This window comes from Caulobacter ginsengisoli, from assembly GCF_030814835.1.
Taxonomy (GTDB): Bacteria; Pseudomonadota; Alphaproteobacteria; order Caulobacterales; family Caulobacteraceae; genus Caulobacter; species Caulobacter ginsengisoli.
Window position 1 is genome coordinate 394476 of record NZ_JAUSVS010000001.1, and the last position, 24031, is coordinate 418506.

Genomic DNA, 24031 nt, shown 5'->3' on the forward strand with positions numbered 1-24031 from the left:
GCGGCTTGGCATGGTCAGGAGGCAAGCATGACCGAAATCGCCTCGCTCAGGATCGAGATCGACGCCACGGCCGTCGATGACGCCGCCGACGCGCTGGAGCGGTTGGACCAGACCGCCGGCTGGGCCACGGACAGCCTGGCCCAACTGGCCAGGTCGGCCCGCGAGACCATGGCCACGGTCGATGTGCTGTCCGGCGGCGCCGACAGGCTGGCGAGCGCCTTTGACGACGCCATGGCCAGGTTGGACGCGCTGTCCGGCGGGGCGAACAGGCTGGGCGTGTCCCTGAAGGAGGCCAAGGGCGGTCTGGAGGATCTGTCGCAGAGCGTCGATCAACTGGACGAGGCGGCCAGACAGACCGTCAAGAGCATCACCGACGTCGATCAGGCGGAGAGCCGGCTGGCGGAGACGCACAGGAAGGCCGCCAAGGCCGCCGGCCTCAATTCGGATGAGATGATCAGCCTGAAAACCTCGTTCCTGGGCGTGGGGGCGGCGATCCTCAACGGGACCAAGCCGCTGGACGCCTTCATCGACAAGGTTCCGGATATCGCCGAGGTGTTCATGAAGGCGCAGGCCCGGGGCGAGAGCCTCAAGGACTCGCTGATCAGCGTCGGCAAGGAATTCGGTCTGCTGAAGACCAAGGGCGCCGCCGTCACCGCCACCTTCGAGGAACAGGCCGCCGCCGCCCTGGCCGCCAGCATCGCCCAGGGCGACATGGCGGTCGCGACCATGGCCGGATCGATCAGCAGCGAAGCCTCGGTGGCCGGCGCCGCGGCCGTCACGGCGGCCAACGGCGAGATCGCCGCCAGCGCCACCACCGCCGCCGCCGCCGAGGCGGTGGCCCTGGCGCCCCTGGCCCTGATCGCGGCGGGGATCGCCCTGACCATCGGCGCGATCGCCGGAGGCTTCTCGCTGGCGGCGTTCGAGATGAACCGCCACACCAAGGGGCTGAACGACAACCTGGGCCTGACCAAGGAACAGCTGGACCGCATCAAGGACAAGTCGATCACCACCGGCGATGTCATGCACGGCGTCTGGAACCTGGCGGCCAGCTCGCTGAAGAAGGCTTTCGGGCCCGCCATCGACAACATGAAGGAGAAGTTCGGCCAGTGGCTGGACGACACCATCAGCAACGCCGTCACCGGCGCTTCGGCCCTGGCCGCCGCCTTCGTCGCCGCCTTCGATGCGGTCAAGGCCGTCTGGGGCATGCTGCCCGGGGCCCTAGGGGATCTGATTATCCAGTCCGTCAACTTCATCCTGGGAGGTTTCAACAAGCTGCTGCAGCTGATGCTGCCCAAGCTCAACCCGATGATCCAGCTGGTGAAGGACGTGGCGAAGGCGGCGGGCCATCCGCTGCAGATCGAGCTGTTCGACGCCAAGACCGACTACATCAAGCTGCTGGACAACCCGTTCGCGGGCCAATTCGAGAAGGCCCAAAAGACGCTCAAGGACACCTTCGCCAGCAGCTTCTCCAAGCATCTGGCCGAGTTCCGTGGCGCGATCACCAGCGCGGCCGACGCCGCCATCGCCTCGATCCTGGAAGCTCACCGCAAGCGCATGATCGACGAGGGCGGCAAGCCGACACCGAAGCCGCCGCCGGCTCCCAAGCCGGATTCAGGTGTGAGGGCGGACGTCGACGACTCTACGCAGGATCTCGTGAACCAAACGGCTGCGTTCGACGCGAATGCCGCCGCCGCAATGGGCGCCCAAGCCGCGTTGAGTGTGTTTGCCGGCGCGGCGGCCGGCGTCAGTCAGAGCCTGTCCACGGCCGGCGACGCGCTGGCCCAGACCGATCAAGCGCTGGACGCCACCAAGGACAAACTGGCCGCGGTCGGCCGGCAGGGCCAGGAGGCCGCCAAGGGCATGGCCCAGGCGTTCGGCGATGTCGGCAAGTCGCTGGGCGACATGCTCAACATCTTCAACAGCTACGCCCAGAAGCAGGCCGAATTCGCCAGGAAGCGGGCGGAGTATTCGAACGGCGCCACGGCCGACGCCGACAAACTGGCTCAGGTCAATCGCGACGCCGCCGGCGCGCAGATGCAGTATTTCGGCGACATCGCCAAGGCGGCCGAAGGCATGGTGGACAAGAAGTCCAACGCCTATCAGGCGCTAGTGGCGGCCGAAAAGGTCTACCGCGCCTTCGAGTTCGCCATGTCGGTGAAGGCGGCGCTGCAGGCGGCCTGGGAGGCGGCGGCCAAGATTTCTGCCGACCAGGCCGGGGTCGTCTCTCACGCCGCTTCTGCGGCGGCGCACGAAACGCTGCACATGGCCGAAGCCACGACTGGCGCGGCGGCCGGGGCGGGGCGCATGTTCGGCCAGCTGGGCGTGGCGGCCTTCCCGTTCGTGGCGGCGATGATCGCGGTGATGGCCAGCCTGGGCTCGGGCTCGGCCGGTGGGTCAGTCCCCGGCGAGCACGACGCCGAGAAGCGCCAGGAAGCGCAAGGCGCCGGCTCGGTGCTGGGTGACAGCAAGGCCAAGAGTGAGAGCATCCAAAAGAGCCTGGACCTGGTGGCCGACCACACCAACAACATGCTGGAATTCTACAACCCGATGCTGGCGGCGCTGAAGTCGATCGATGGCCAGATCGGGCGGCTGGCCTCGGCCCTGGCGCGGTCGCTGGGGGTGGGCGGCATGCTGGATACGGCGGGGCTGAAGCTGGGGACCAGCGGGCGGGCGCCGTCGCTGTCGAACCTGGGCTTCGGCTCGGTGACCACCCGGACGCTGCAGGACCAGGGGCTGGCGTTCAGCGCCGGGACGCTGGGGGCCATTCTGGCGGGCGGGGTGCAGGGCAAGACCTATCAACAGATCCTGTCGGAGACCAAGAAGAGCGCCTTTGGCCTGACCTACAGCACCTCGACGTCGAAGAAGACCATCAGCGGCGCGCTGGATCCGGAGTTCGCGCGGCAGACCACCTTGCTGATCGGCTCGCTGCGGGACGGGGTGCTGTCGGCGGCCTCGGTGCTGGGCATCGAGGGCGCGGTGGCGACGCTGGACGCCTTCAAGCTGGACCTGGGCAAGATCAGCCTGAAGGACCTGAAGGGGGACGAGATCACGGCGGCCCTGGAGGCGGTGTTCGGCAAGGCGGCCGACGGCATGGCCGCCGCGGTGATGCCGGGACTGGCGCAGTTCCAGAAGGTGGGGGAGGGGGCGTTTGAGACCCTGACCCGGCTGGCGCGCGACTACCAGGTGGTGGACGTGACGCTTTCCAGTATCGGCAAGGTGTTCGGGGCGGTGGGCCTGGCCTCGGTCGAGGCCCGCGAGCGGCTGGTCGACCTGGCCGGCGGGCTGGACAGCTTCACCGACCAGACCAATTTTTATGCCGAGACCTTCCTGAGCGAGGCCGAGCGGCTGGCGCCCGTGCAGGCGGCGGTCAGCGGTGAGCTGGCGCGGCTGGGCCTGACGGGCGTGAAGACGCGTGAGCAGTTCAAGTCGCTGGTGCAGGGGCTGGATGTGTCGACCCAGGCGGGGGCCGAGCTGTTCACCGCGCTGATGACGCTGGCGCCCGCTTTCGCGGCTGTGACCGAGGAGAGCCAGGCGCTCTCCGACGCCAAGGACGCGCTGTCGGGGGCCTATGACCGCGAAAGCGGGGCGTTGGCCGACACACGCGACCGGTTCGCCGACCTGGCCAAGGGGCTGCATGATTTCGGGGCCGGGCTCTACAGCGGGCCGGCGGCGGCGCTGTCGCCAGAGGAGCAATACCGGGCCGCCCAGGCCGCCTTCCAGGAGACGGCGGGCCTGGCGGCGCAGGGCAACGAGCAGGCGCTGGGCGATCTGCAGGGGGTCAGCCAGGCCTATCTGGACGCCTCGAAGGCCTATTTCGCCTCGTCCGAAGGCTATTTCGCCGACCTGACGGCGGTGCGCGACGCGGTCTCGGCCGCCGAAGCCAGCGCCGGGACCCAGGTCGATATGGCCCAGCGACAGCTGGACACGATGACGGCCCAGGTCGGGCAGTTGATCGAGCTGAACACCCATGTGGTCAGCGTGGCCGAGGCCATCGCGGCGCTGCAGGCGCTGCTGGGCGGCGGTTCGGCGGGAGCGCCTCAGACCTTTCCAGCGGCCACGAAAGCCTCCAACGACAACACCGCCGCGGTGGTCACCGCCATCCAGGAATTGCAGACCGAGGTAGCGGGCGTGGGCGACCAGCTGACCGCCGACAAGGTGCAGCGCGGGGCCATCGCCCAGCAGCAGGACGAGCGGCTGGCGGCGCTGGAAGACCAGCTGGCGGCGCTGCGGCGCGCGGCCCAGGCCTAGATCCCAGAGTCCGGAGACATCGATGACCGCATTCGCCGCCGCCGCCCGGTTCAGCCGGGGGGAGACCTTCACCGTCGCGCTACGGATCGCCGCCGGCGACCTGGCGGGCGCCATCTGCCGCATGGCGCTCAAGCGCGCGCCCGGGGACAGCAACCCCGAGCTGGCTGTGCTGGAGACGACGTATCTGGACCATGTCGACACTGGTGACCTGACCAGCCCGCCCGGCTGGAGCGGGACCCTGGCGGCCGAGGTCTCAGAGACCCTGCCGGCCGGGCATTTCGTGATGGACGCCCGGGTGGAGAAGCTGGGCGTCGTCATCCAGACCGACCCGGTGGCCGTCGAGATCACCGAACGCGTGACGGGAGGCGCCTGATGGCTGAAGCGATCGTTCTGGAATGGGTGCTGCCGGGCGCGACGACCGCCGTGGTCACCGCCGTGGCGGGGCCGCCGGGCCAGGCGGTGTGGGGGACCTTCACCGGGGTGCTGGCCGACCAGGCGGACCTGCAGGCGGCGCTGGACGGCCGGCTGGCGGTGTCCGCCGTCGGTGTCACCGTCCAGGGCTACAGCGCCGAGCTGGCGACGGTGGCGGGGCTCGCCCCGTCCAACGACGACATCATCCAGCGCAAGGCCGGGGCCTGGACCCGCCGCACGCCGGTTCAGTTCAAGACTGACCTCGCCCTGGTCAAGGGCGACGTCGGGCTGGGCAATGTCGAGAACACGGCCCTCAGCGCCTGGGGCGGCTCGGCCAACCTGGCCACCGTGGGGACGGTGACCGCCGGAACCTGGACGGCCGGAGCCATCGCGCCGGCCTATGGCGGCACGGGCCTGACCAGCTATGCGGTCGGCGACCTGATCTATGCGTCGGGGGCCGCGACGCTGGCCCGGCTGGCCGACGTGGCCACGGGCAATGTGCTGGTCTCGGGCGGGATCGGGGCGGCGCCGGCCTGGGGCAAGGTGGGGCTGGCCAGCCATGTCAGCGGGACCCTGCCGGTCGCCAACGGCGGCACCGGCCAGACCACCGCCGGGGCGGCGCTCAACGCCCTGCTGCCTGCCCAGGCCGGGGCCGGCGGCAAGTTCCTGACCAGCGACGGGACCAACCCCGCCTGGGGCACGCCGGTCACCGGCTGGGGGACGATCACCGGAACCCTGTCGGCCCAGGCCGACCTGCAGACCGCCCTGGACGCCAAACTGGCCGTCGCGGGCGGGCTGATGACCGGCGCCCTGGGGGTGGTCGCCGGCGCAGTGGGGACGCCGGGGATCTATGCCTCGGGCGACCCCAACACCGGCCTGTGGTTCCCGGCCGCCGACACGATGGCGGCGAGCGCCGGCGGCCAGGAAGCGTGGCGCATCGACAGCCTGGCCCGCGTCGGCGTCAACATGACCACCCTGGCTGCCCAATTCTCAGTCCAATCGAACGGCGCCGCCCGGGTGGCCTCGATCATCAAGGGCGCGGGCAGCCAGTCGGCGAATATGACGGAATGGCAGGCGTCTAATGGGACGCTGTTGGCGGCGATTGATGCCGGGGGGCATATGTCGATCAACAAGGCCGTGCCGTCATCGTCTGTGATCCTCAACATCGCCGGTGCCAGCAATGAGCGGGTCGATACCACGGGGAATGCCTATGGGATCCAGGTCGGCCTGACAAACCAACTCTCGGGCAACCTCATTGCAATGCAATTCCAGGCTGAAAGCCGATACAGCGGAGCTGGGGTTACGCTGGTGGGCGTTCAAGGCATCTGCAGCGTGAATTCTGGGGCAGCATCGACTGCCAATCTAATGATTGGGTTTCAAGCCCAGTCTCCGATCCTCAATTCCGGCGCAACCGTGACTGCCGCTTACGGCGTTCGGATCGATGCGCAAAACACCACTGGGGTTGGCAGCGCCTGGGCGCTGTACGCGGGCGGAGCCAACGACAACAGCTATTTGGCCCATTCTCTCTTGATCGGTCAGACCAGCGTGCCGGCCTCGCTCAAGGGTGGGTTGGTTCTCGGCAACGCGGCGGCAATCCCGACCGGAAATGTCGCTGGCGGGACGGTTTACGTGGAGGCAGGAGCCCTGAAATATCGCGGTTCAAGTGGAACAGTAACCGTTCTGGCGGTTGCCTAAATTGAGAGAAGTTTGATGCCCAAGATCAACCTGACGGTGGCGCTGTGTGAGCGCGATGGAAGTCCGATGATGGAGGATGACAAGACAGAGTTCTCATTGAAAAGAGCACTGCTCCGCATCTTAGACACGCCGCTGCCAGACGACCAGCACGGCGTGGGCAAGCTGCGGCTGGCGCAACTTGGTCTTAAGGTGGCGGCTGGCGCTGAGGGGGTCGAACTAACCAACGCCGACACAACGCTACTCCTTGATCGCGCCGCCAAACTGGCCAACGCCCTGGTTTTTGGTCAGTTGGTCTTGGCTCTGGACCCGGGCCAGCTGGCTCAGCCCCAGTGAGCATTTTCTGCGCAGGGCCATCTCAGCTCAATGCAAGGCCGGTTTCACCGAGGATCGGGGGGAGCAGCTGGCGCGGCGGCGGGATTTCGTCGCCTACCTCAACGCCTTGCGGGCTAGGCGGCAAGGCTTCTTCCTCTACGATCCGTTCGACCCATTGTGCGGTTCGGTTGGAAAAGTCTGCACGCCCGTCCGGAACGGGCGCCTCATCTATCGCGATTCAAGCCATCTGACGGAGGAGGGCTCCGAGTTGCTGGCGCCCAGTTTCGTGGCCTTTCTGCGGGATAATGGCCTGGTTCCCGCCGAGGGCCGGAGCGGCGTTGCGGCCAGGCCCTAAGGCCAATCAGCCAACCGGTTCGGCCGGTTCGTCCCGTCCAAGGACACCCCATGATCCTCATCGAAATCACCGCGGCGGTCGACGCCGTCGGGACTCTGCGCACCTTTTATGTCTCGGACGGCCGGTTCGCCACCGCCCCTACCGACACTCCCGCCAACATCGCCTTCGACGAAACGCTGTTGGACCCGGGCAGTATCGGGATCAGCGCCTTTGGCGATGGGCGGACCGGGGGCGGGACGCGGCTGGCGCTGGGGGAGATCCGGCTGGCCAATGCCAACGGGCAGTATGACGCCTGGTTGGGCTATGGGTTCGACGGGCGCGGCGTGACGATCCGCAGCGGGGAGAGCGGGGCCTATCCGGGCGGGTTCGCGGCGACATTCGCCGGGACCATCGAGACCCTGACCGTGTCGCGGACCGAGGTGACGGTGCGGCTGCGTGACCTGCAGCTGGTCTTCGACCGGCCGGCGCTGGCGAGCCGATATGCCGGGACCAACGCGCTGCCGGCCGGGCTGGAGGGCACGGCCGACGATCTGAAGGGCCAGCCCAAGCCGCGGCTCTATGGCAAGGCGCTCAACATTCCGGTCCCCTGCGTCAACACCGCCAAGCTGACCTACCAGGTCAGCGATGGGGCGCTGGCCTCGGTCGAGAGGGTCTATGACCGGGGCGCTGAGCTGAGTTTTGCGGCCGACTACGCCACCAGCGCTTTGCTGCAGGCGGCGACGGTGAGCGGTGGGACCTACGCCACCTGCCTGGCCGAGGGCTATCTGCGGCTGGGGGCGGCGCCGGCGGGGACGGTGAGTGTGGACGCCACCCAGGGCGCTACGGCCAGCGCCCGCACCGCGGCCCAGATCCTCAGGGCCCTGGCCATCGCGGCGGGGGTGGACGGGGCCTATATCTCGGCCGCCGACGTCACCGCGCTGGAGGCCGCCAACCCGGCGACGATTGGCCTGTGGCTGTCGGGCGACGAGACCTTCGCCTCGGCGATGGACAGAGTCGCCGGCTCGGTGGGCGCCTATTACGGCTTCGACCCAGCCGGCCTGCTGCGCATGGCGCGGCTGACGGCGCCCAGCGGCCTGCCGGTCTATGACTTTCAGGATCTCGACATCCTGGACATCGAGCGGCGGCCGGCGCGGGACGGCGACCTGCCGGCCTGGTCCTATACGGTGCGGCATTCGAAGCTGTGGGCCGTGCAGGGCTCGGACCTGGCCGGCGGCGTCGCCCCGGCCCGGCGGGCCGTTCTGGCCAGCGAATATCGAGCCGAGAAGGCCGAAGACCCGGCGGTCAAGACTCAGTACCTGCTGGCCGCTGAGGAGACCACCGACACCCTGCTGACCAGCGCCGCCGACGCGGCGGTGGAGGCGGCGCGAAGGCTGGCCCTGTTCAAGGTCCATCGAGATTTCTTCGACGTGACGGTTCCGGTCGCGCTGCTGGCCACGCCGGGCCTTCGGGTCGGGGCGGTGGTCCAACTGAGCAACGCCCGGTTCGGCCTGGCCGGCGGCCGGCTCTTCGTCGTCCTGGGCGTCAAGCCCGAGCTGGCCCGCAACCGGGCCACCCTGACCCTGTGGGGGTGATATGGCGCACGCCATCCTGGCCTATGGCAACCTGGTAGACGCGGCCAGCCTGTATGGCGGGTCCTGGCTGACGGCGCTACCGCTGAACAACCTCAAGGACCGCCGGCTGGGCCGGCTGGCGCGGTCGGCTTCGACCTCGCTGGCGGACACATGGTTCGACGCCGATTTCGGCGGGACCCGGCGGTTTCGCGTGGTGGCGGTGGTCAATCACAACCTGTCGATCACGGCGCGGTACCGCATCAGCCTGTCGCTGGCGCCCGACTTCACCAGCACGGTGGCGACCAGCGGCTGGAGGAGCGTCTGGCCGAGCGTCTATCCGTTCGGGACCCTGCCCTGGGGAGCGCCCAACTGGTGGACGGGCCAGTATCCGGCTGACCAGATCGAGGCCTATACCGGCACCCTGGTCTTCATCCTGACCAGCCCGGCCAACGCCCGCTACATCCGGGTGGAGCTAGACGATACGGCCAACGCCAACGGCTTTGTCGAGGCCGGCCGGGTGTTCGCCGCCGACGGCTGGCAGCCGGTCCGCAACATGGTCTATGGCGCAAGCCTGGCCTGGGAGAGCCGCACCGAGGTGCAGGAGGCGCTGTCGGGGGCGGAGTATTTCAACGTCCGCACGCCGGTGCGGGTGGCGCGTTTCGCTCTGGACGCCCTGGGCGAGGACGAGGCCATGGCCAACGCCTTCGAAATCCAGCGCGCGATGGGGGTCGATGACGAGCTGCTGTTCGTCTGGGACCCCGACGACACCACCCATGCTCTGCGCCGGCAGTTCCTGTGCCGGATGCGTACGTTGAGCCCCATCGAAAACCCCGGGCCCGACCGCTGGAAGGCGCCCTTTGAAGTCAAGGAGCTGCTCTGATGGCCACCGTCACCTTTCCCGAGGCGCTGGGCGGCAACGGCAAGACCTATACGGACGACGCCAGCGCCACGACCGGCCTGGACGCCTATGGGTATGTCACCCGCTTCGTGCCCTGCCTGAGCCAGACCGTGATCATGGCGGGGAGCGCCGCCGCCAGCGCGGCCGGCGCCGCCGCATCGGCCGCCTCGGCGCTGAATGCGCCGGGCACAAACGCTTCCCAGGTCAGCGGGTCGGTCGCCATCGGAGCGGGCTCCAAGACCATCAATATCCAGTCCGGCAAGGCCTATGCCGTGGGCCAGACGCTGGTAGCCGCATCGCTGGCCAATCCGGCCAACTACATCGCCGGCCAGGTCACAGCTTATGACAGCGGGACCGGCGCGCTGACGCTGTCGGTTCCCGCCAATGGAGTCGGCGGAACCGGCACCAAGACCGACCTGGTCGTGTCGATGGGCGCGCTGATCAACAACACCCTGCCGACCATGACCGGCAATATCGGCAAGTTCCTGACCACCACAGACGGGGTGGCGGCGAGCTGGTCCGCCTCGCCGCTCGCCGTGGCGTTCGGGGGAACGGGCGCGGACAACCCTTCGGCGGCCCTGGCTGGCCTGGGCGCCCAGGCCAGTCACGCCAATCTGACAGCCGTCTCGGGCCTTTCCCTGACCGCCGACAAGCTGCCCTACGCCAACGGTTCGGGAACGTTGACCTTGACGTCCCTGACCACGTTCGGCCGCTCGCTGATCGACGACGGCGACGCGGCGACGGCCCGAACGACCCTGGGCCTGGTGATCGGGACCCATGTGCAGGCCCAGGACGCCGAGCTGTCGGCCATCGCCGGTCTCACTTCGACAGCCGACCGCCTGCCCTATTTCACCGGATCGGGCACGGCCGCGCTGGCTGTCTTCTCCAGCTTTGGCCGCAGCCTGGTGGACGATACGGACGCGACCGGCGCGCGGTCCACGCTGGGCGCGGCGGCCGACGCCGACGTCGCCGTCCTGCAGACCGCCGTGGGGGCGATGAGCGGCATGATCGCCGCGTTCGGCATGCCGACCGCCCCGACCGGCTGGCTGGAATGCAACGGCGCCTCGCTTCTGCGGGCCGACTATCCGGCCCTGTTCGCCGCCATCGGAACCACCTGGGGTTCGGCGGACGGGACGCACTTCACCCTGCCGGATCTGCGGGGGGAGTTCCTGCGCGGCTACGATCACGGCAAGGGGACCGACACGGGCCGGGTCTTCGCCACCGCGCAGGCCGACGATCTCAAGGCCCACACCCATACCCTGCCGACCAACCAGACCAACATGAACAGTACGGGCGGCACGACCACCGGCGGCGCCTCGGGCTCGGGCTCGGCCACCGGTTCGACGGGGGGCGGCGAAACCCGGCCCCGCAACATCGCCATCCTCTACTGCATCAGGACCTAGCCTCCCTCCCCGAAAGACCTCTCCGCCGCCTCCGGGCGGTTTTTTTACGCCTGCAAGGAGCGCCATGGACTGGCAAGCCCTTCTCATCGCCGGTCTCGGCGCCCTGGGCGGCGGCGGGATCGCCGGCGTCGCCGTGGCGCTGATCCGCCGGCCGGTCGACAGCGTCGGGGCGGCCACCGCCTTCCAGCAGGCGCTGAACAGCCAGGCCCAGGCCTTCATCGCCACCCTGACCCAGATCAATGAAGGCCTGGAACAGCAGGTCAGTCGGCTCGAGGATCGCGTCCGCGAACTGGAGGACGAGAACCAACAGTGCCGCGGCGAGAACCGCGACCTGCGCCAGCGGCTCGACAGCCTGGAGCGCGGGCTGAAGCGGCGGGGGGCGGGAGCCAAGCCATGACCAACTATCTCAAGCGCGTGCTGCACGATCTGCTGACCGCTGTCGATGGTGAGACCTTCGCCTATGGCCGGATCATGGGCCTGATCCAGCACGCGGTGGGCATGCTGCTGCTGGCCGGGGTGACCGTCTGGATCGCCGCCACCGGCCGGCCCAGCGCTGCGGAGTGGGGGGCCTATCTGGTCAGCGCCGGGGCCTATATCGCCGCCCTGGCCGCCGCCTCCTGGGCCCTGGTCAGCGGCACCGCCAGCACCGAACCCAAACCCTCGAAGGAGGACCAGCCATGACCTGGCAATGGGACCAGTCGGCCGGCGCGCTGTTCCATGACGGCGTCCTCGTCTCCCACGGCTACAGCGGCCACGATCTGGGCCGCAACAACCCGGCCATGCAGGCCGCCACGGGCGTCGGGCCCATCCCGGCCGGCCGCTGGACCATCGTGCGGCTCTATGACAGCGCCAATGTCGGGCCCTGCGCGCTGGAGTTGGCCCCAGCGCCGGGGACAGAGACCTTCGGCCGCTCGGCCTTCCGCATCCACGGCGACAGCCTCGCCCATCCGGGGACGGCCAGCCACGGCTGCATCATCCTGGCCCGCCCGATCCGCGAGGCCATCTGGAAGAGCGGTGACCGCGAGCTGGAGGTGACGCCATGAGAGACCTCTGGCGGGCCCTCAGCCCCGCCGGTTGGGCGATCGGCGCGGCCCTGGCCCTGACGATGCTGGCCGCCGGCTGGTGGCTGATCACAGAGCCTGGCCGGGCCCGGGCCCGGACCAACCTGGCCGCCGCTGAGGCGATCCAGGCTCAGGGCCAGGCCGCCGCCGGCCGCGACGCCGTCGCCATCGTCACCGCCAGCGCGGCCCGCGACGCCGCCACCGACCGCCAGACTCAGGAGAACCGCGATGCCATCCTCGCCGCCCCGGGCGCTTCGGCGCCTGTCGATCCCGCTGTTGGCGCTGCTGGCCGCCGCGCTGTCTGCCTGCGCCACGCGTCCCGTCGCCTCCCTGAATGCCAGCCCCTGCAGTCAGCTCGTCCCTGAGGGCTGGCGGGATGGCGTGGAGAGCGCGCCGCTGCCCAAGGCCGATACAGTAGGGGAGTGGGTCGCGTTCGGGGATGCGCAGACGGCGCAGTTGGACAAGGCCAATGGGCGGACGGCGGATGCGCTGAACATCGTGGCGAAGTGCGAGGCGCGGGATCGGGAAGCGGGGGAGCGCCTCAGGCCGAAGGGATGGCGGCGGCTGTGGCGTTAGCGCACGCCGCCCCAACCTTCAGTACCGCCGCCGCCATCCGCAATGGACGCACGTCCGGTGCCCCGGCTTGGCGTTGCTGTTTTTCCAGTCATGGCCGCGGCGCAGGCAATGGAGGAACTGAACGAAACTGAAGGTCATGATCCTCCTTAGACGGCCAGTCGGCCGTTGCCAATTGCGAGCCCCCCCGGTTTGGGCCGGGGGGGCTTTTTGGCGTTTCGGCCCCTTCTCAAGAAAAAGCCGCCACCCTCGCAGGGGTGGCGGCTTCCGGCCCCTTGCGGGACCTGGCGGGGGCGTTCGGTGTTGTCCGGGGGGTGGACTTAGACCGAACGAGGGCTCCCCGATCCTTTAGGTCACCCCGCTTTCGCCGGCTTGGGCGAGCCCACGGGCTTGGGCTTGCCGGCCGGAGGGGCAGGCGGGGTGGGGACGTTGGGGTTCCAGCTGGCCTTCTGCGACATCAGCCAGGAGAAGTCGCCGGTCAGCTGGCCGGACTGGGTCCCTTGCTGGGTCGTCGGATTGTAGCTGGTGTAGATACCGGCTGAGGAGTGGCAGCCCATGCAGCTCTCGGTGCCGAAGATCTGGGTTCCCGTCCCCGGCAGGCCGGGGGTGGAACTGTTGTTCTGCGGCGAGGTCCAGATCGGCGGGGCGGGATTGCCGGCCGGCGGGCAGGTAAAGTTATTGGGCGTTTCCTGAGCGTTGCAGGCCACCTGGTTGCCACCCTGGAAGTAGGTTTCCATGGTGATGTTGGTCAGGAAGACCGGGGTGGGGCTGCCGCCCGGTTTGTTGGTCACCGAACCGGCCAGGCCGGCGTTCCAGGGGGTGGGGGCGTTGGGATTTTGGATGGTGCCGGGGTTGGTCGGCCACTGGGTGTCGATCAGCTGGTAGTACTGCCAGACCGAGCCCATGGCGGCCATGGCGGCCTGGACCTGGGCGTTCAGGGCGATCTTGTCACCCGGAATGGGAATGGCGCGCCAGGCCTGGACCGGGATCTTGGGATAGACGCCGTTCACCGCCTGGGGCTGCACATTGACGGTGCAGATCGGGCAGTTGGGGTCGGTGAAATTGGGATTGAGGTTGGGGTGGGCGACCGGATCGACGTCCAGGTTGTCGACCTGCTCGAAGGTCGACCAGATCCATTGCGGGCTGCTGGTCGACTTGTGGCCGATATGCATGCCGACCATGCCCACGGTCACCGCCCGGGTGATTTCGTTGCCCTTGGAATCCTCGTCCTTGATGAAGGCGGGCTGGGTGTAGAAGCGGCTGAAGTCGTCGACGCCCTTCTTCAGCACCTTCCAGGCGATCTTGATCTCGAATGAGCCGCTCCACTGCTGGGGCTCGTCGCCCCAGGGCATGACGACCTTCTGGCCGGCGTTGGAGAAGGCCACCTGGCCGTTGATGTTGTAGAGGGCGTTGCTGCAGAGATAGCCGACCTCGTTGGGATCCATCAGGATCTCGTAGTAGACGAACTCGCCGTTTTGATCGATCAGCGGGCCGGTGAAGGCCTGCTGGATGTCGCCCAGCGTGTTGACGTTGAGGTCACCGACGGCCGAGATCACGCCTAGGAAGCGAGTGGTGCGCGGGTCGGCGGTCTTCTGCTCGGAGAAGGGCGTCAGGCCCTTGGAGACGGCCAACAGCGGCAGCGGCTTGGCCGCCGCGGGCTTCTTGGCGCCCGGCAGGACCATCGGCTTGGGGACCTGCAGCTTGGGGCAGGCGTCCGGCCGCTGACCGTCGGTGCGGTAGATCTGCGGCACGGTCTGCCAGTTGGCCCAGTGCGGGGCCAGGCCATTGCCCGTGGCGGTCAGGGTCGGGGCGGGCGCCCCGGTGGCGCTGGTCGGCCAGTTGACCGCGAAGAACATCTGCCAGCTGTAGAGATCGAATTCCCGCTGCACGAGGGGGAACAGCTGGGCCTTCTCCAGCGCCTGCTGGAAGGGGATGTTGATGTCGCCCGGCATGGCCGAGGTCGGCGAGGGGGCGAAGTTGGGGAAGTTGCTCAAATAGGCCGGCGCGCCCGGCGGCACCGGCGGCACGGTCGATTGGGCCTGCAGCGCGCCGGCGGTCAGCAGTCCCGCCCCGGCCAGACCCGCGGCGGCCCAGAGGCGCCAGCGGCGGTTCCCCATTTTGGTTGGGGGTTTCGACTCAATCTTCGACATCTTTCGCTCCCCTGTTGGCGGACCCGGCTCGCAGTTCGAGCCGGTCCGGCTGACAGCCCCGCGGGATAGCCGCCGCGGAGGGTCCGAAGCAGCCGTCTCACCCTCTAAAGTTCGCGATAAAGTTGTCGGAAGTCAAATCCTATGCGTGTATACGACATAGAATGTTGTGACCTCTGGGGGACCAAGCGTGACTACGAGCGCGGACGCCGCCGACCCAACCCGAATCGACCTGGCGGCCAAGGTCGCCGCCCTCATCGACGCCGCCGCCGGCGATAGCGACGCCGACTATGGCGGGCTGGGACGCTTCTGGCGGCTGCCGCCGGACAGGCTGGCCAAGATCCAGCTGCTGGGTATGCCGCTGATCGCTCCGGCGGGCACGGCCAAGACCTGCTGCGGCAAGGGGGAGGGCAGGGGCGAGGCCTCGCTCCTGGTCCGTGCGCTAAGAGGGTTGCCGCCCTTCGATGGCGGGCGGTTCCCGCGGCTGCCCTGGGGTGGCGCGGCGGTGGCCGAGGACGATATCGCCTTCATCGAGCGCTGGATCGACGACGGGTTGCCGGTCGCCGAAACCAGCCTGGGCGACGGCGCCGGCGGCTCGGTCGAGGCTGATCCTGCGGCGGGATTCCGGGTCGAGGGCCTGTCCCTCAACGTCGCCACCGGGGCGGTGGCCGACTATGTGCCGATGGGCAACGAGCCCAAGCAGCGAATGAACCTGGACTGCCTGTCGCCGATCCAGCTGGAGAAGCTGCGCTACGCTTTCCGCGAGCTCTACAATCTCAACCGCTGGCCGCAGGACGCCAGGAATTACAACAACCTGGCCCTGGTTCATCAGAACCACTGCCAGCACGGCTGGGAGCGGTTCCTGCCCTGGCATCGGGTCTATCTTTATGAGTTCGAACAGGCCCTGCAGGACATCCTGCCCGAAGTCACCATGCCCTACTGGGATTTCACCATGGCCCGCTACGTCCCGGCCATGCCCCAGGACGGCGAGATCATTCCCCGCGCGCTGAAGGCCTTCCTGACCGCCGACTCCCTGGTCTTCCTGGAGGACAACGGCATTCCGGCCGAGGCCCTGGCGCCGATGGTCGGCCAGCACTTCGCCACGCTCAGCGCCTTCTTCGCCCAGGTCTCGAAGCTGTGGACCGCGGCGGGGATCGATCCCACGCCCTATCTGTCAGGCCAGAACCGCAACCGCTTCATCGACGCGCTGCTGGCGACCAATTCGCTGTGGTATCCGCTGCGCTATCCGGGCCAGTTCTTTGCCCAGGACAAGCCGGGCGATCCGATGACGCCCAGCACCATCAACGCCCAGATCAACTATCACTACCCCACCGCCGACGACATCGCCCAGATCCAGTCCCTGCGGACGTTCCGGGATTACGGGGGAGGCGGCCTCTATAACGACAGCTTCGGGCTGATCGACCAGAACCCGCACAATACCCTGCATATCTGGACCGGGGGCGAGAACCCCGACTGGCCGGGCTGGGGCGTTCCCCCGCCGCCGCAGGACGCAGCCGGGACCTCCAGCGTGCCGGGCGCCCATGACCCCAGCCGGGGCGGGGCGGTCAAGGTCGCGGGCCGGCGGTTCCACCGCAAGGACGACCTCTACCAGCAGCCGCAGTTCGGCGACATGTTCTCCAACCTGACGGCGGCGTTCGATCCGATCTTCTGGCCGGTGCATTCCAATTTCGACCGGCTGTGGTGGGAGTGGCAGCAGGTCCATCCCGAGAGCAATCCGGCCGACCTGGACTCGGTGCTGACGCCGTGGAGCTACACCATCCGCGACACGCTGGAGATGCCGCGGTTCGGCTACGAATACGTCAAGTCGGCCAAGATCGTGCCGGTGGGGATGGGCACGCCGGTCGGCCGCTTCGCCATGCCGGCGGTCGATGTGCCCGAGGGCCTCAAGGGCGACTCGCGGGTCGAGGTGCGGCTGCACCGGGTGCCGCAGCTGATGCGGTCCTGCTTCGTGCGGGTCTTCCTCAATACCCCGGAAGCCGCGGCCGAGACGCCGCTCAGCGCGCCGGGCTACGCCGGCTACCTGGCCATCTTCGGCCATGGCGACTGTTTCGGCGGGCCGGGTCATTGCGATGTGCCGGGGCCAAGGTCACGGCGCTATGATCTCAGACCCCCCGACCATAACACCCCCCGCAACCACCGGGTCGACGTCACTAGAGCCGCCCAGCGGCTGATCGCGGCGGGAGCCAAAAGCCTGACGGTCAATCTGGTCGTCATCGGCGTCGATTACCGGGAGGAGCCGGAGCTTCTGAAGCTGGACGGCGTCTCCCTCAGCTACTTCGACTAGGGGGCGGGACATGACGCCGATCTATCGCATCCACCCCGCCATCGGCGTCGCCCGGCTGGGCGATTCCACCGACGAGTTCTGTCTGGCCGCCGAAGCCCCGGCCGGCATGCCCACCGAGTGCGACAAGCAGGGCAACGCCATCCTCAAGAACGGCCAGCCGGTCCCGGTCAGCCGCTTCCGCGACGACGAGGGCCGCATCAAGCGCCAGGCCGCGCGCTTCCAGCTCTATGTCTATGACGATGACAGCCCCGACGGCCGGCCGCTGAACCTGGGCGATCCGGTGCGGGGCGGGGGCAATGAGGGGACGCTGGCCGACATCCAGTGGCGGGTGCATTTGGCCAACAAGAAGGCCAGTTGGTACGCCTTCGACCAGCTGGAAGGCGAACATGGCTACGCGCCCGACCACCCGCGCCGCAACGCCGACATCACCAACGCCAACGCCCGCCAGGCTCTGATCATCGATCCAGGTCCGCAGACGGTGAACCACACCGACCGCCGGAACGCCGCCTTCAGCCGCGACGGCAACCCGGCCTACGCTCCGACCTTCCCGCCGGAAGGCCTGACGCCCAACCCGATCGACACCCTGGGCGAACTGAAGACCGACGACACCGGCGCCCTGGTCGTGCTGGGCGGCCACGGCAATAGCGGCACCATGCTGACCGGCATCGGTCAGCCGCGCATCGACACCTACGCCAACACCGACGGCTGGTTCGACGACATCGCCGACGGGCCGGTCATGGCCCGGCTGGTGATGGACTGCGAGAACGTCACCGCCACCCGCTATATCGACGTGGAGTATCCCGCCTGGGTGCTCAGCGCCTATCCGCGCTACTGCCCCGAAATCCTCGACATGGTGACGGGCGAGGACGTGGTCTTCGACCTGGCGGTGACCCAGTTCGCCTACCGCACCGATGTCTACGGCACGGCCGGGACCTTCGACGATCCGCAGCATATCGATCCGCTGGACACCGGGGCGCTGCTGCACTGGAAGGCCGGCCGGCTGACCTGGAACCCCGACTTCAAGCCGTGGTTCTGGCGCGACGTCTGGCCCATCCTCTTTCGGCCCGACGAATTCACCTATCTGGACAACGTCCTGCAGTCGTCCAACGCCCCGCACAATCAGACCCAGCGGGGCACGTTCGAACCCTGGCCGCTCAGCGTGCCGCCCTTCCTCCCGCCCGAGGCCGCCCAGCGGGGCATGGCCCGGGCCGCCGCGCTCACCTTCTCGGGGGCGGCCCTGGCCGAGGCGTTGGCTCCCTCCTTCGCCGTCTTGGCCAGGGCCGAGCCGCCGCCCGCCGCCGCCGCGTTGAGGCTGGCAGGACCGGCCCTGACCAAGGCCGCCCATGCCTTCGCCAGCGCCGTGCTGCCCGCCGGGCCGGGGCACGATCCGGCGGCCTTCGTCGAGATCTGGCGCAACCTCTATCGGGCCAACGGCGATGGGGGGAATGGCGGCGATGAGGTCTATGTCAAAGCGCTGGAAGATTTCCGGGCCCAGTTGAACGCCATAGCGGCAACGCTGGAGCCCCGCCCGGGCCCGCATGGGCTGGAGACGGCGCCAAAGCCGATCGACGCGCCCGATCCCGGCGCGGCCCTGGCGACTCCGGCCAGCCAGCTCCTGGCCGGCTATGGCGACGACTACGTCTCCGGCGCTCAGATCGACCGCATCCTTTATCGCGAGGCGCTGGGCGCCACCCTCGATCCCTATCGTGAGAAGCGCGCCTATCTCTTCGGGCTGTTGCGCCAGCCCGGCGAGGAGAACAGCTTCCAGCTCAAGGGGCGGCCCACAAACCGCTCAACCAACCTGCCGCTGATGCCGTTGCTGTCGGGCGACAACCCGATTTCCAACACCCTGCCGTCCAAGTTCCTGAAGTTGACCAACTATCAGCTGTTCGTGCTGAAACAGTGGTCCGAGGGGCTGTTCGTCAACGAGGTCGACGAGGGCTGGGTCCCGCGCGAGGCCATCCATCCCTACCAGCCGACCAAGGACTGGGTGAACCGCACGCCCCGTGATCTGGACATCGCGGTGCTTTCCAACGTCGTCGGCGGCGCCTTTTGTCCCGGCGGCGAGGTCAGCTGGATCATCCGCAACCCGGCCGCCTGGCATGCGCCCTATCGGCTCAAGGCCAGCCCGGAATTCTACACCTTCAAGCAGACGGCCGGCGAGGCCAACGCCCTCTGGAACCCGCCGCTGACGGAAGAGGACTATATCGCCTACATCGATACGGACCTCTCGCAGGACACCGATTTCGATGTCGGGCTCGAGCCAGGGGACCTGACCAAATACAGCGCTCTGCCCTGGCAGGCCGACTTCAACGAATGCTCGACCCAGGACATCGACGTCACCTACGCCGACTGGAACGTGCTCAACACGGCGGGCGACAGCCTGATGGCCCGCGAGCAGAAGATCTGGACGACGCTGTGGTGGCCGGCCCACCGGCCGATGCAGGCCCTGACCTACACCGGCGGTGGCGACGCCAACCCGACGCTCAAATGGATGAACTGGGCCGCCGGGGTGCCGCAGACCAATGCCGGCGACCTGAAGATGACGACCGAATGGGCGAGGCTGGGTTTCGTGATCCGCAACCCGTTCGTGCCGCCGGCTTCGCTGGACCAGGCCTCGCCGAACAACAAGTATGTGTGCGTGGAGAGCCAGTGGAGTCCCCTCTGAGAAGCCTCCCCTTCCGGGGCAGGACTTGATCGACGTCGCCATCATCGGCGCCGGGCCCGCCGGCAGCGCGGCGGCGTTGTCGCTGGCCGCGCATGCCCCACACCTGACGGTTGCCATCCTCGACGCCGGCTCGCTCCGCACCCGCAAGCCCGGCGAAATCCTCCCCGCCGCCGCCGCGCCCATCCTGAGGACCCTGGACGCCTGGGACGCCTTCCAGGCCGCGGGCTTCCTCGCCGACCCGGTCATCGCCTCGGCCTGGGGCGGGGCCGAGCTGATCGAGACCCACAGCCTCTACTCCGCTCGCGGGGCCGGCTGGCGGCTGGACCGCACGCGGTTCGACCGCCTGCTGGCTGGCGTCGCCAGGGCTCATGGCGCCCAGCTCCAGCTGAACTGGCGCGTCCGCACGCTCACCGGCGAGCCCGGCGACTGGCGCCTCACCGCCGCCGATGGCCGCACGCTTACCGCCCGCGCCATCATCCTCGCCACCGGCCGCTCCCCCCGCCTGCCAGCTCAGCTTGCCGCCGCCCGCCCGTCGCGAGACCGCCTGGTCGGCGCCGTCCGCTTCTGCCGGGCCGGGGACGATCCCCGCACCCTCATCGAGACCTTCGAGCACGGCTGGTGGTATTCCGCCCCCGTCGCATCAGGCCTGCGCGCCGTCGCCTGCATGACCGACGCCGACCAGGTCCGCGCCCTGGGCCTCGCCAGCCCCACCGCTTGGCGTCGCGCCGCCACCCCCGCCATCGCCGCCGCTGTCTCGCGCCTGGGCCCCCTGCGGGTCTGGCCGGCCGGCGGCAGCCGCCTGACCCCCGCCGCCGGCCCCGGCTGGGCGGCGGCGGGCGACGCGGCGGTCAGCTTCGACCCGCTGTCCTCGCAGGGCATTACCCAGGCGTTGCGCGGCGGGGCGTTCGCGGGGTTCGCGGCGGCGGACATGCTGGCGGGGGATGCGGCTGGGGCTGTGCGGCGGCTGGAGGCGCATGTGACGGCGACCTGGGCGGCCTATTCCCAGACCCACGCCGACACCTACGCCCGCGAAGACCGCTGGCCGGGCAGCCCGTTCTGGCTGCGTCGGCGGGGCAGGGCGCTCGCCGTCGCCTAACCCGGTGCGGCTACTTCTTTGGGGGTGATTTGCGAGCGCGGGGCGCCGCCTTGGCGGCTGCGGGTTTCCTCGCTCCAGCCTTCCGCTTCGACTTCACCGCCTCGACCTTCTCCACTGTCTCTTCCGACACGTTGGCCGCCTTCTCCGCCTCGGACCGCAGGGCGTCCAGTTCGTGGTCGGTCAGTTTCTCGATGCCGACATACTTGTTCTTGGCGTTCGAGCTGCGGATCAGCTCGTCGAGCTTGGTCTGCAAGGCCTCGGAATCCCGATTCTGGCTATTCTGGATCAGGAAAACCATCAGGAAGGTGATGATGGTGGTGCCGGTATTGATCACCAGCTGCCAGGTTTCCGAGAACTGGAAGAGCGGCCCGCTGACCGCCCAGACCAGCACCAAAGCGACGCAGGCAATGAAGGCTGGCGGGCTGCCGGTGATGCGGGCGGTAACCGACGCGAACTTGGCGAAGAGCCGATCCATTGAGATTTCCGAGTCCCTGTGCCGATTTGATACGACGATGTTCTCTAATGGTCAGCGCAGCGGAGCGTTCCATCAGGTTTTCGCGAGATACGAAGTCTAAACAAACCTGCGGTAGGTCTTTGCCGGATGGGCGGGAAGACAACCTCACTCTCTAGAAAGTTCCTGATCAGCGTCGGCGCCATGTCGATCGTGGTGACGGCGGTCGCCTTCGTGGCGGCCTTCATCGCCTTCGAAAAGGAGCTGGAGAAGCGCGAGATCGCCTATCTCCAGGACTATGTCACCGAGCGGGCCAACCAGGAGGAGCGGCGCTTCACCGACCTGGCCGACGCCCACCAGGCCGCCGCGGCGGCGCTGAAGACCCGCATCGCCCGCCTGAGCGACGCCAAGGCCGCCCAGCTGTTCGACCGCTACTATCCGCTGCAGGCCGATGGCACCCGCCGCAGTCGCGACAGCGCCTTCGACGGCGAAAGCGCCGACAGCGGCGACTATACCTACGGGACCGGCGCCTTCATCTCCAACGGCCGCGACGTTTCGCTCGATGAGAAGAAGCTGCTGGTCGCCGCCTACGAGACCGTGCCCCACTTCGGCGAGGCGCTGGTCAGCCGCTATGACAACTTCTACTTCTACACCCCGGGCACCCGGCTGGTGATGTTCGGCCCCAAGCGGCCCGACAGGCTGATGTTCTATCGCAGCAAGGCCCCGGCCGACCTGGACGTCTCCAAGGAGGAGATGGTCCAGATCACCTTGCCCAACCTCAATCCCGACCGCATCATCCGCTGCACCAACCTGCAGCGGCTGGTTCAGGACAAGAAGGGTGACCGGCTGGGGACGGCCTGCGTCACGCCCGTCGACCTGAACGGGCGGCATGTCGGGGCGTTCGGCTCGTCGATCGAGCTGACCGGCTATTTCCTGCGCGCCATCCGCGACACCAGCCGCGGCGCCACCAACCTGATCATCACCGACAAGGGCGAGCTGATCGCCTATCCGGGCTTCGCCGTCGCCGGCAAGGCGAGCGAGGATACCGTGGCCTCCTACGAGCGGGACATGGGCCTGAAGGACCTGGCCGGCGACATCCGCGTCAAGTCCGACCCACGCGGCGTGGTGCGTTCGCGGGATGGCCGCTACATCGTCGCCTATGGGCGACTGCGCGGGCCGGGCTGGTATTTCCTGATCCGCTATCCGGCCCAGGCCATGACCCTGGCGGCGGCCGGTTCGGCGGCCTGGATCCTGGTGCTGGGGGTGATCGCGGCGCTGATCCAGACCGCCCTGGTCATGGCCATGGCCCGCAAGACCATCGCCCTGCCGCTGCGCCAGCTGGCCGCCTATGCCGAGCGCGAGAGACAGGCCGAAGATACCGGCGAAGGCAGCGAGAGCGACGCCCTGGACCGCGCCGAGCTGGCCCGGATCGAGGCGCGGCCCGATGAGATCGGGGTGCTGGCCCGCGCCCTGCAGGCCGGCCGCGAGCGGGTGGCCACCTCGCTCGACGACCTGGAGGGCCGGGTCAAGGCGCGCACCGCCGAGCTGGAGCGGGCCAACCAGGAAAAGAGCCTGTTCCTGGCCAATATGAGCCACGAGCTGCGCACGCCGCTGAACGGGGTGGTGGCGGTGTCCGAGACCCTGGCCCGCGAGCAGACCACGCCGCGCAATCGCGAACTGGCTGAGCTGATCGTTTCCTCCGGCCGGCTGCTGGAGCAGGTGCTGACCGACATCCTCGACTTCTCCAAGATCGAGGCCGGCGAGATGCGGCTGGAGATCGGCGAGTTCGACGCCGCCGTCCTGACCGGCCGCATCGCCGAGTTGCACGCCGCCGCCGCCGAGGGCAAGAACCTCACCCTGACCTGGTTCGTGGACGAGGCGGCGCAGGGCGTCTGGCGCGGCGACAGCGTGCGCATCACCCAGATTCTTTCCAACCTGCTGTCCAACGCGGTGAAGTTCACCGAGAGCGGCGGGGCGGAACTGCGTGTCAGCCGCACGGGCGAGGGCCTGGCCTTCGCGGTGCGCGACACCGGCATCGGCTTCGACGCCGAAACCGGCGAGCGGCTGTTCAAGCGCTTCGAACAGGCCGACGCCTCGATCACCCGCCGGTTCGGCGGCACGGGCCTGGGTCTGGCCATCTGTCGGCTGCTGGCCGGGCTGATGGGCGGCGAGGTCGAGGCGGTCTCTACGCCCGGCCAGGGCTCGGTGTTCACCGTCAGCCTGCCGCTGCAGCGCCTGGGCGACAGCCGCGCCGCCGGCGAGCGTCAGCCGGCCGGCGAGGGGGTCGATGTCGGGGGCGCCCTGGTCCTGCTGGCCGAGGACCACCCCACCAATCAGCGCGTCGTGCGCCTGATCCTGGAAGCGGCCGGCGTGCGGCTGGATATCGTCGAGAACGGTCGCGCCGCGCTCGAACGCCTGGACATCACCCCCTACGACCTGGTGCTGATGGACATGCAGATGCCGGAGATGGACGGGCTGACGGCCACCAGGCTGCTGCGCGGCCGCGAAACAGCGCGGGGCGGGCGGCGGACGCCAGTGATCATGCTCACGGCCAACGCCCTGGACGAGCACGTGCGGGCCAGCCTGGAGGCGGGGGCGGACAGTCACCTGTCGAAACCGGTCCGGGCCGATACCCTGCTGGCGGCGGTCGCCGCGGCGCTGGATGCCGGTAACGAGGCGTTGGCCGCAACCGCCTGACGCTGTGCGAGAGGCCGCCCACGTCAGGTCGTATCGGCTCGTACCGCGGCGGCGTTATTTCGGTGACAGTTTACTTAATTCGCCCCTGAGCCCCTTCCGGCGATCGGGTAGCCACGGGTGTGAATTAAGTAAACTGTCACCGAAATTGCTCGCGTAAGAAA

At 68.6% G+C, this 24031-nt stretch carries 18 protein-coding genes; 16 read left to right on the forward strand and 2 right to left on the reverse strand.

Annotation, left to right across the window (positions count from 1 at the left end; all coding sequences use genetic code 11):
- The first annotated feature begins 27 nt into the window (after positions 1–27).
- The 12 genes from QO010_RS01965 to QO010_RS02015 all read left to right on the forward strand — a co-directional run bounded on the left by QO010_RS01965 (position 28) and on the right by QO010_RS02015 (position 12298).
- Positions 28–4248: a hypothetical protein gene (locus QO010_RS01965; protein ID WP_307345222.1), complete on the forward strand. Its 4221-nt coding sequence runs from the start codon at positions 28–30 to the stop codon at positions 4246–4248.
- 22 nt (positions 4249–4270) lie between these two features.
- Positions 4271–4621 carry a hypothetical protein gene (locus QO010_RS01970; RefSeq protein ID WP_307345225.1) on the forward strand — a complete coding sequence of 117 codons (351 nt, stop codon included), beginning with the start codon at positions 4271–4273 and terminating at the stop codon, positions 4619–4621.
- The gene (locus QO010_RS01975; protein ID WP_307345228.1) at positions 4621–6354 is read left to right on the forward strand and encodes a hypothetical protein; all 1734 of its coding nucleotides are present in this window, start codon (positions 4621–4623) and stop codon (positions 6352–6354) included. Before QO010_RS01970 ends, QO010_RS01975 begins: the two co-directional genes overlap by 1 nt.
- A 15-nt stretch (positions 6355–6369) precedes the next feature.
- On the forward strand, positions 6370–6687 hold the full coding sequence (locus QO010_RS01980) for a hypothetical protein (protein WP_307345231.1): 318 nt from the start codon (positions 6370–6372) through the stop codon (positions 6685–6687).
- Positions 6635–7021, forward strand: coding sequence for an SGNH hydrolase domain-containing protein (locus QO010_RS23960; protein WP_370873718.1), 387 nt, complete (start codon positions 6635–6637; stop codon positions 7019–7021). Before QO010_RS01980 ends, QO010_RS23960 begins: the two co-directional genes overlap by 53 nt.
- A 50-nt stretch (positions 7022–7071) precedes the next feature.
- Complete coding sequence (locus QO010_RS01985) at positions 7072–8592, forward strand: hypothetical protein (RefSeq protein WP_307345234.1); 1521 nt, start codon at positions 7072–7074, stop codon at positions 8590–8592.
- Position 8593: 1 nt separating this feature from the next.
- On the forward strand, positions 8594–9451 hold the full coding sequence (locus QO010_RS01990; RefSeq protein ID WP_307345237.1) for a hypothetical protein: 858 nt from the start codon (positions 8594–8596) through the stop codon (positions 9449–9451).
- A complete protein-coding gene (locus tag QO010_RS01995; RefSeq protein WP_307345240.1) occupies positions 9451–10872 on the forward strand; it encodes a phage tail protein in 1422 nt (473 codons plus the stop codon). The genes QO010_RS01990 and QO010_RS01995 overlap by 1 nt, the downstream gene beginning before the upstream one ends.
- A gap of 64 nt (positions 10873–10936) precedes the next feature.
- Positions 10937–11269: a hypothetical protein gene (locus QO010_RS02000; protein ID WP_307345243.1), complete on the forward strand. Its 333-nt coding sequence runs from the start codon at positions 10937–10939 to the stop codon at positions 11267–11269.
- Positions 11266–11553, forward strand: coding sequence for a hypothetical protein (locus QO010_RS02005; protein ID WP_307345246.1), 288 nt, complete (start codon positions 11266–11268; stop codon positions 11551–11553). Before QO010_RS02000 ends, QO010_RS02005 begins: the two co-directional genes overlap by 4 nt.
- Positions 11550–11915 carry a tlde1 domain-containing protein gene (locus QO010_RS02010; protein WP_307345249.1) on the forward strand — a complete coding sequence of 122 codons (366 nt, stop codon included), beginning with the start codon at positions 11550–11552 and terminating at the stop codon, positions 11913–11915. Before QO010_RS02005 ends, QO010_RS02010 begins: the two co-directional genes overlap by 4 nt.
- The gene (locus tag QO010_RS02015) at positions 11912–12298 is read left to right on the forward strand and encodes a hypothetical protein (protein ID WP_307345252.1); all 387 of its coding nucleotides are present in this window, start codon (positions 11912–11914) and stop codon (positions 12296–12298) included. Before QO010_RS02010 ends, QO010_RS02015 begins: the two co-directional genes overlap by 4 nt.
- A 561-nt stretch (positions 12299–12859) precedes the next feature.
- Here the strand turns inward: QO010_RS02015 and QO010_RS02020 are convergent.
- A complete protein-coding gene (locus QO010_RS02020; protein WP_307345256.1) occupies positions 12860–14623 on the reverse strand; it encodes a hypothetical protein in 1764 nt (587 codons plus the stop codon).
- Between the two features lie 220 nt (positions 14624–14843).
- Here QO010_RS02020 and QO010_RS02025 point away from each other — a divergent pair, with 220 nt between their 5' ends.
- From QO010_RS02025 to QO010_RS02035, 3 genes are read left to right on the forward strand one after another with little or no spacing between them, the layout of a single operon-like run.
- Positions 14844–16958, forward strand: a complete 2115-nt coding sequence (locus QO010_RS02025; protein WP_307345258.1) for a tyrosinase family protein — start codon at positions 14844–14846, stop codon at positions 16956–16958.
- A 10-nt stretch (positions 16959–16968) separates the two neighbouring features.
- Positions 16969–19626, forward strand: a complete 2658-nt coding sequence (locus QO010_RS02030; RefSeq protein ID WP_307345261.1) for a LodA/GoxA family CTQ-dependent oxidase — start codon at positions 16969–16971, stop codon at positions 19624–19626.
- Positions 19627–19651: 25 nt separating this feature from the next.
- Positions 19652–20722 carry an FAD-dependent oxidoreductase gene (locus QO010_RS02035; protein WP_307345264.1) on the forward strand — a complete coding sequence of 357 codons (1071 nt, stop codon included), beginning with the start codon at positions 19652–19654 and terminating at the stop codon, positions 20720–20722.
- Positions 20723–20732: 10 nt separating this feature from the next.
- On the opposite strand, the gene QO010_RS02040 is transcribed toward QO010_RS02035, so the two are convergent.
- The gene (locus QO010_RS02040) at positions 20733–21197 is read right to left on the reverse strand and encodes a low affinity iron permease family protein (protein WP_307345267.1); all 465 of its coding nucleotides are present in this window, start codon (positions 21195–21197) and stop codon (positions 20733–20735) included.
- Between the two features lie 126 nt (positions 21198–21323).
- Here QO010_RS02040 and QO010_RS02045 point away from each other — a divergent pair, with 126 nt between their 5' ends.
- Positions 21324–23870: an ATP-binding protein gene (locus QO010_RS02045; protein WP_307345270.1), complete on the forward strand. Its 2547-nt coding sequence runs from the start codon at positions 21324–21326 to the stop codon at positions 23868–23870.
- Positions 23871–24031: the final 161 nt, after the last annotated feature.

Bases quoted from the DNA above. Each gene is read 5' to 3' on its own strand.
- QO010_RS01990 (WP_307345237.1), top strand. From the start codon at position 8,594: ATGGCGCACGCCATCCTGGCCTATGGCAACCTGGTAGACGCGGCCAGC.
- QO010_RS01965 (WP_307345222.1), top strand. From the start codon at position 28: ATGACCGAAATCGCCTCGCTCAGGATCGAGATCGACGCCACGGCCGTC.
- QO010_RS01975 (WP_307345228.1), top strand. From the start codon at position 4,621: ATGGCTGAAGCGATCGTTCTGGAATGGGTGCTGCCGGGCGCGACGACC.
- QO010_RS01970 (WP_307345225.1), top strand. From the start codon at position 4,271: ATGACCGCATTCGCCGCCGCCGCCCGGTTCAGCCGGGGGGAGACCTTC.
- QO010_RS01995 (WP_307345240.1), top strand. From the start codon at position 9,451: ATGGCCACCGTCACCTTTCCCGAGGCGCTGGGCGGCAACGGCAAGACC.
- QO010_RS02010 (WP_307345249.1), top strand. From the start codon at position 11,550: ATGACCTGGCAATGGGACCAGTCGGCCGGCGCGCTGTTCCATGACGGC.
- QO010_RS02030 (WP_307345261.1), top strand. From the start codon at position 16,969: ATGACGCCGATCTATCGCATCCACCCCGCCATCGGCGTCGCCCGGCTG.
- QO010_RS02005 (WP_307345246.1), top strand. From the start codon at position 11,266: ATGACCAACTATCTCAAGCGCGTGCTGCACGATCTGCTGACCGCTGTC.
- QO010_RS02040 (WP_307345267.1), bottom strand. From the start codon at position 21,197: ATGGATCGGCTCTTCGCCAAGTTCGCGTCGGTTACCGCCCGCATCACC.
- QO010_RS02000 (WP_307345243.1), top strand. From the start codon at position 10,937: ATGGACTGGCAAGCCCTTCTCATCGCCGGTCTCGGCGCCCTGGGCGGC.
- QO010_RS02020 (WP_307345256.1), bottom strand. From the start codon at position 14,623: ATGGGGAACCGCCGCTGGCGCCTCTGGGCCGCCGCGGGTCTGGCCGGG.
- QO010_RS01985 (WP_307345234.1), top strand. From the start codon at position 7,072: ATGATCCTCATCGAAATCACCGCGGCGGTCGACGCCGTCGGGACTCTG.
- QO010_RS02045 (WP_307345270.1), top strand. From the start codon at position 21,324: ATGGGCGGGAAGACAACCTCACTCTCTAGAAAGTTCCTGATCAGCGTC.
- QO010_RS02015 (WP_307345252.1), top strand. From the start codon at position 11,912: ATGAGAGACCTCTGGCGGGCCCTCAGCCCCGCCGGTTGGGCGATCGGC.
- QO010_RS01980 (WP_307345231.1), top strand. From the start codon at position 6,370: ATGCCCAAGATCAACCTGACGGTGGCGCTGTGTGAGCGCGATGGAAGT.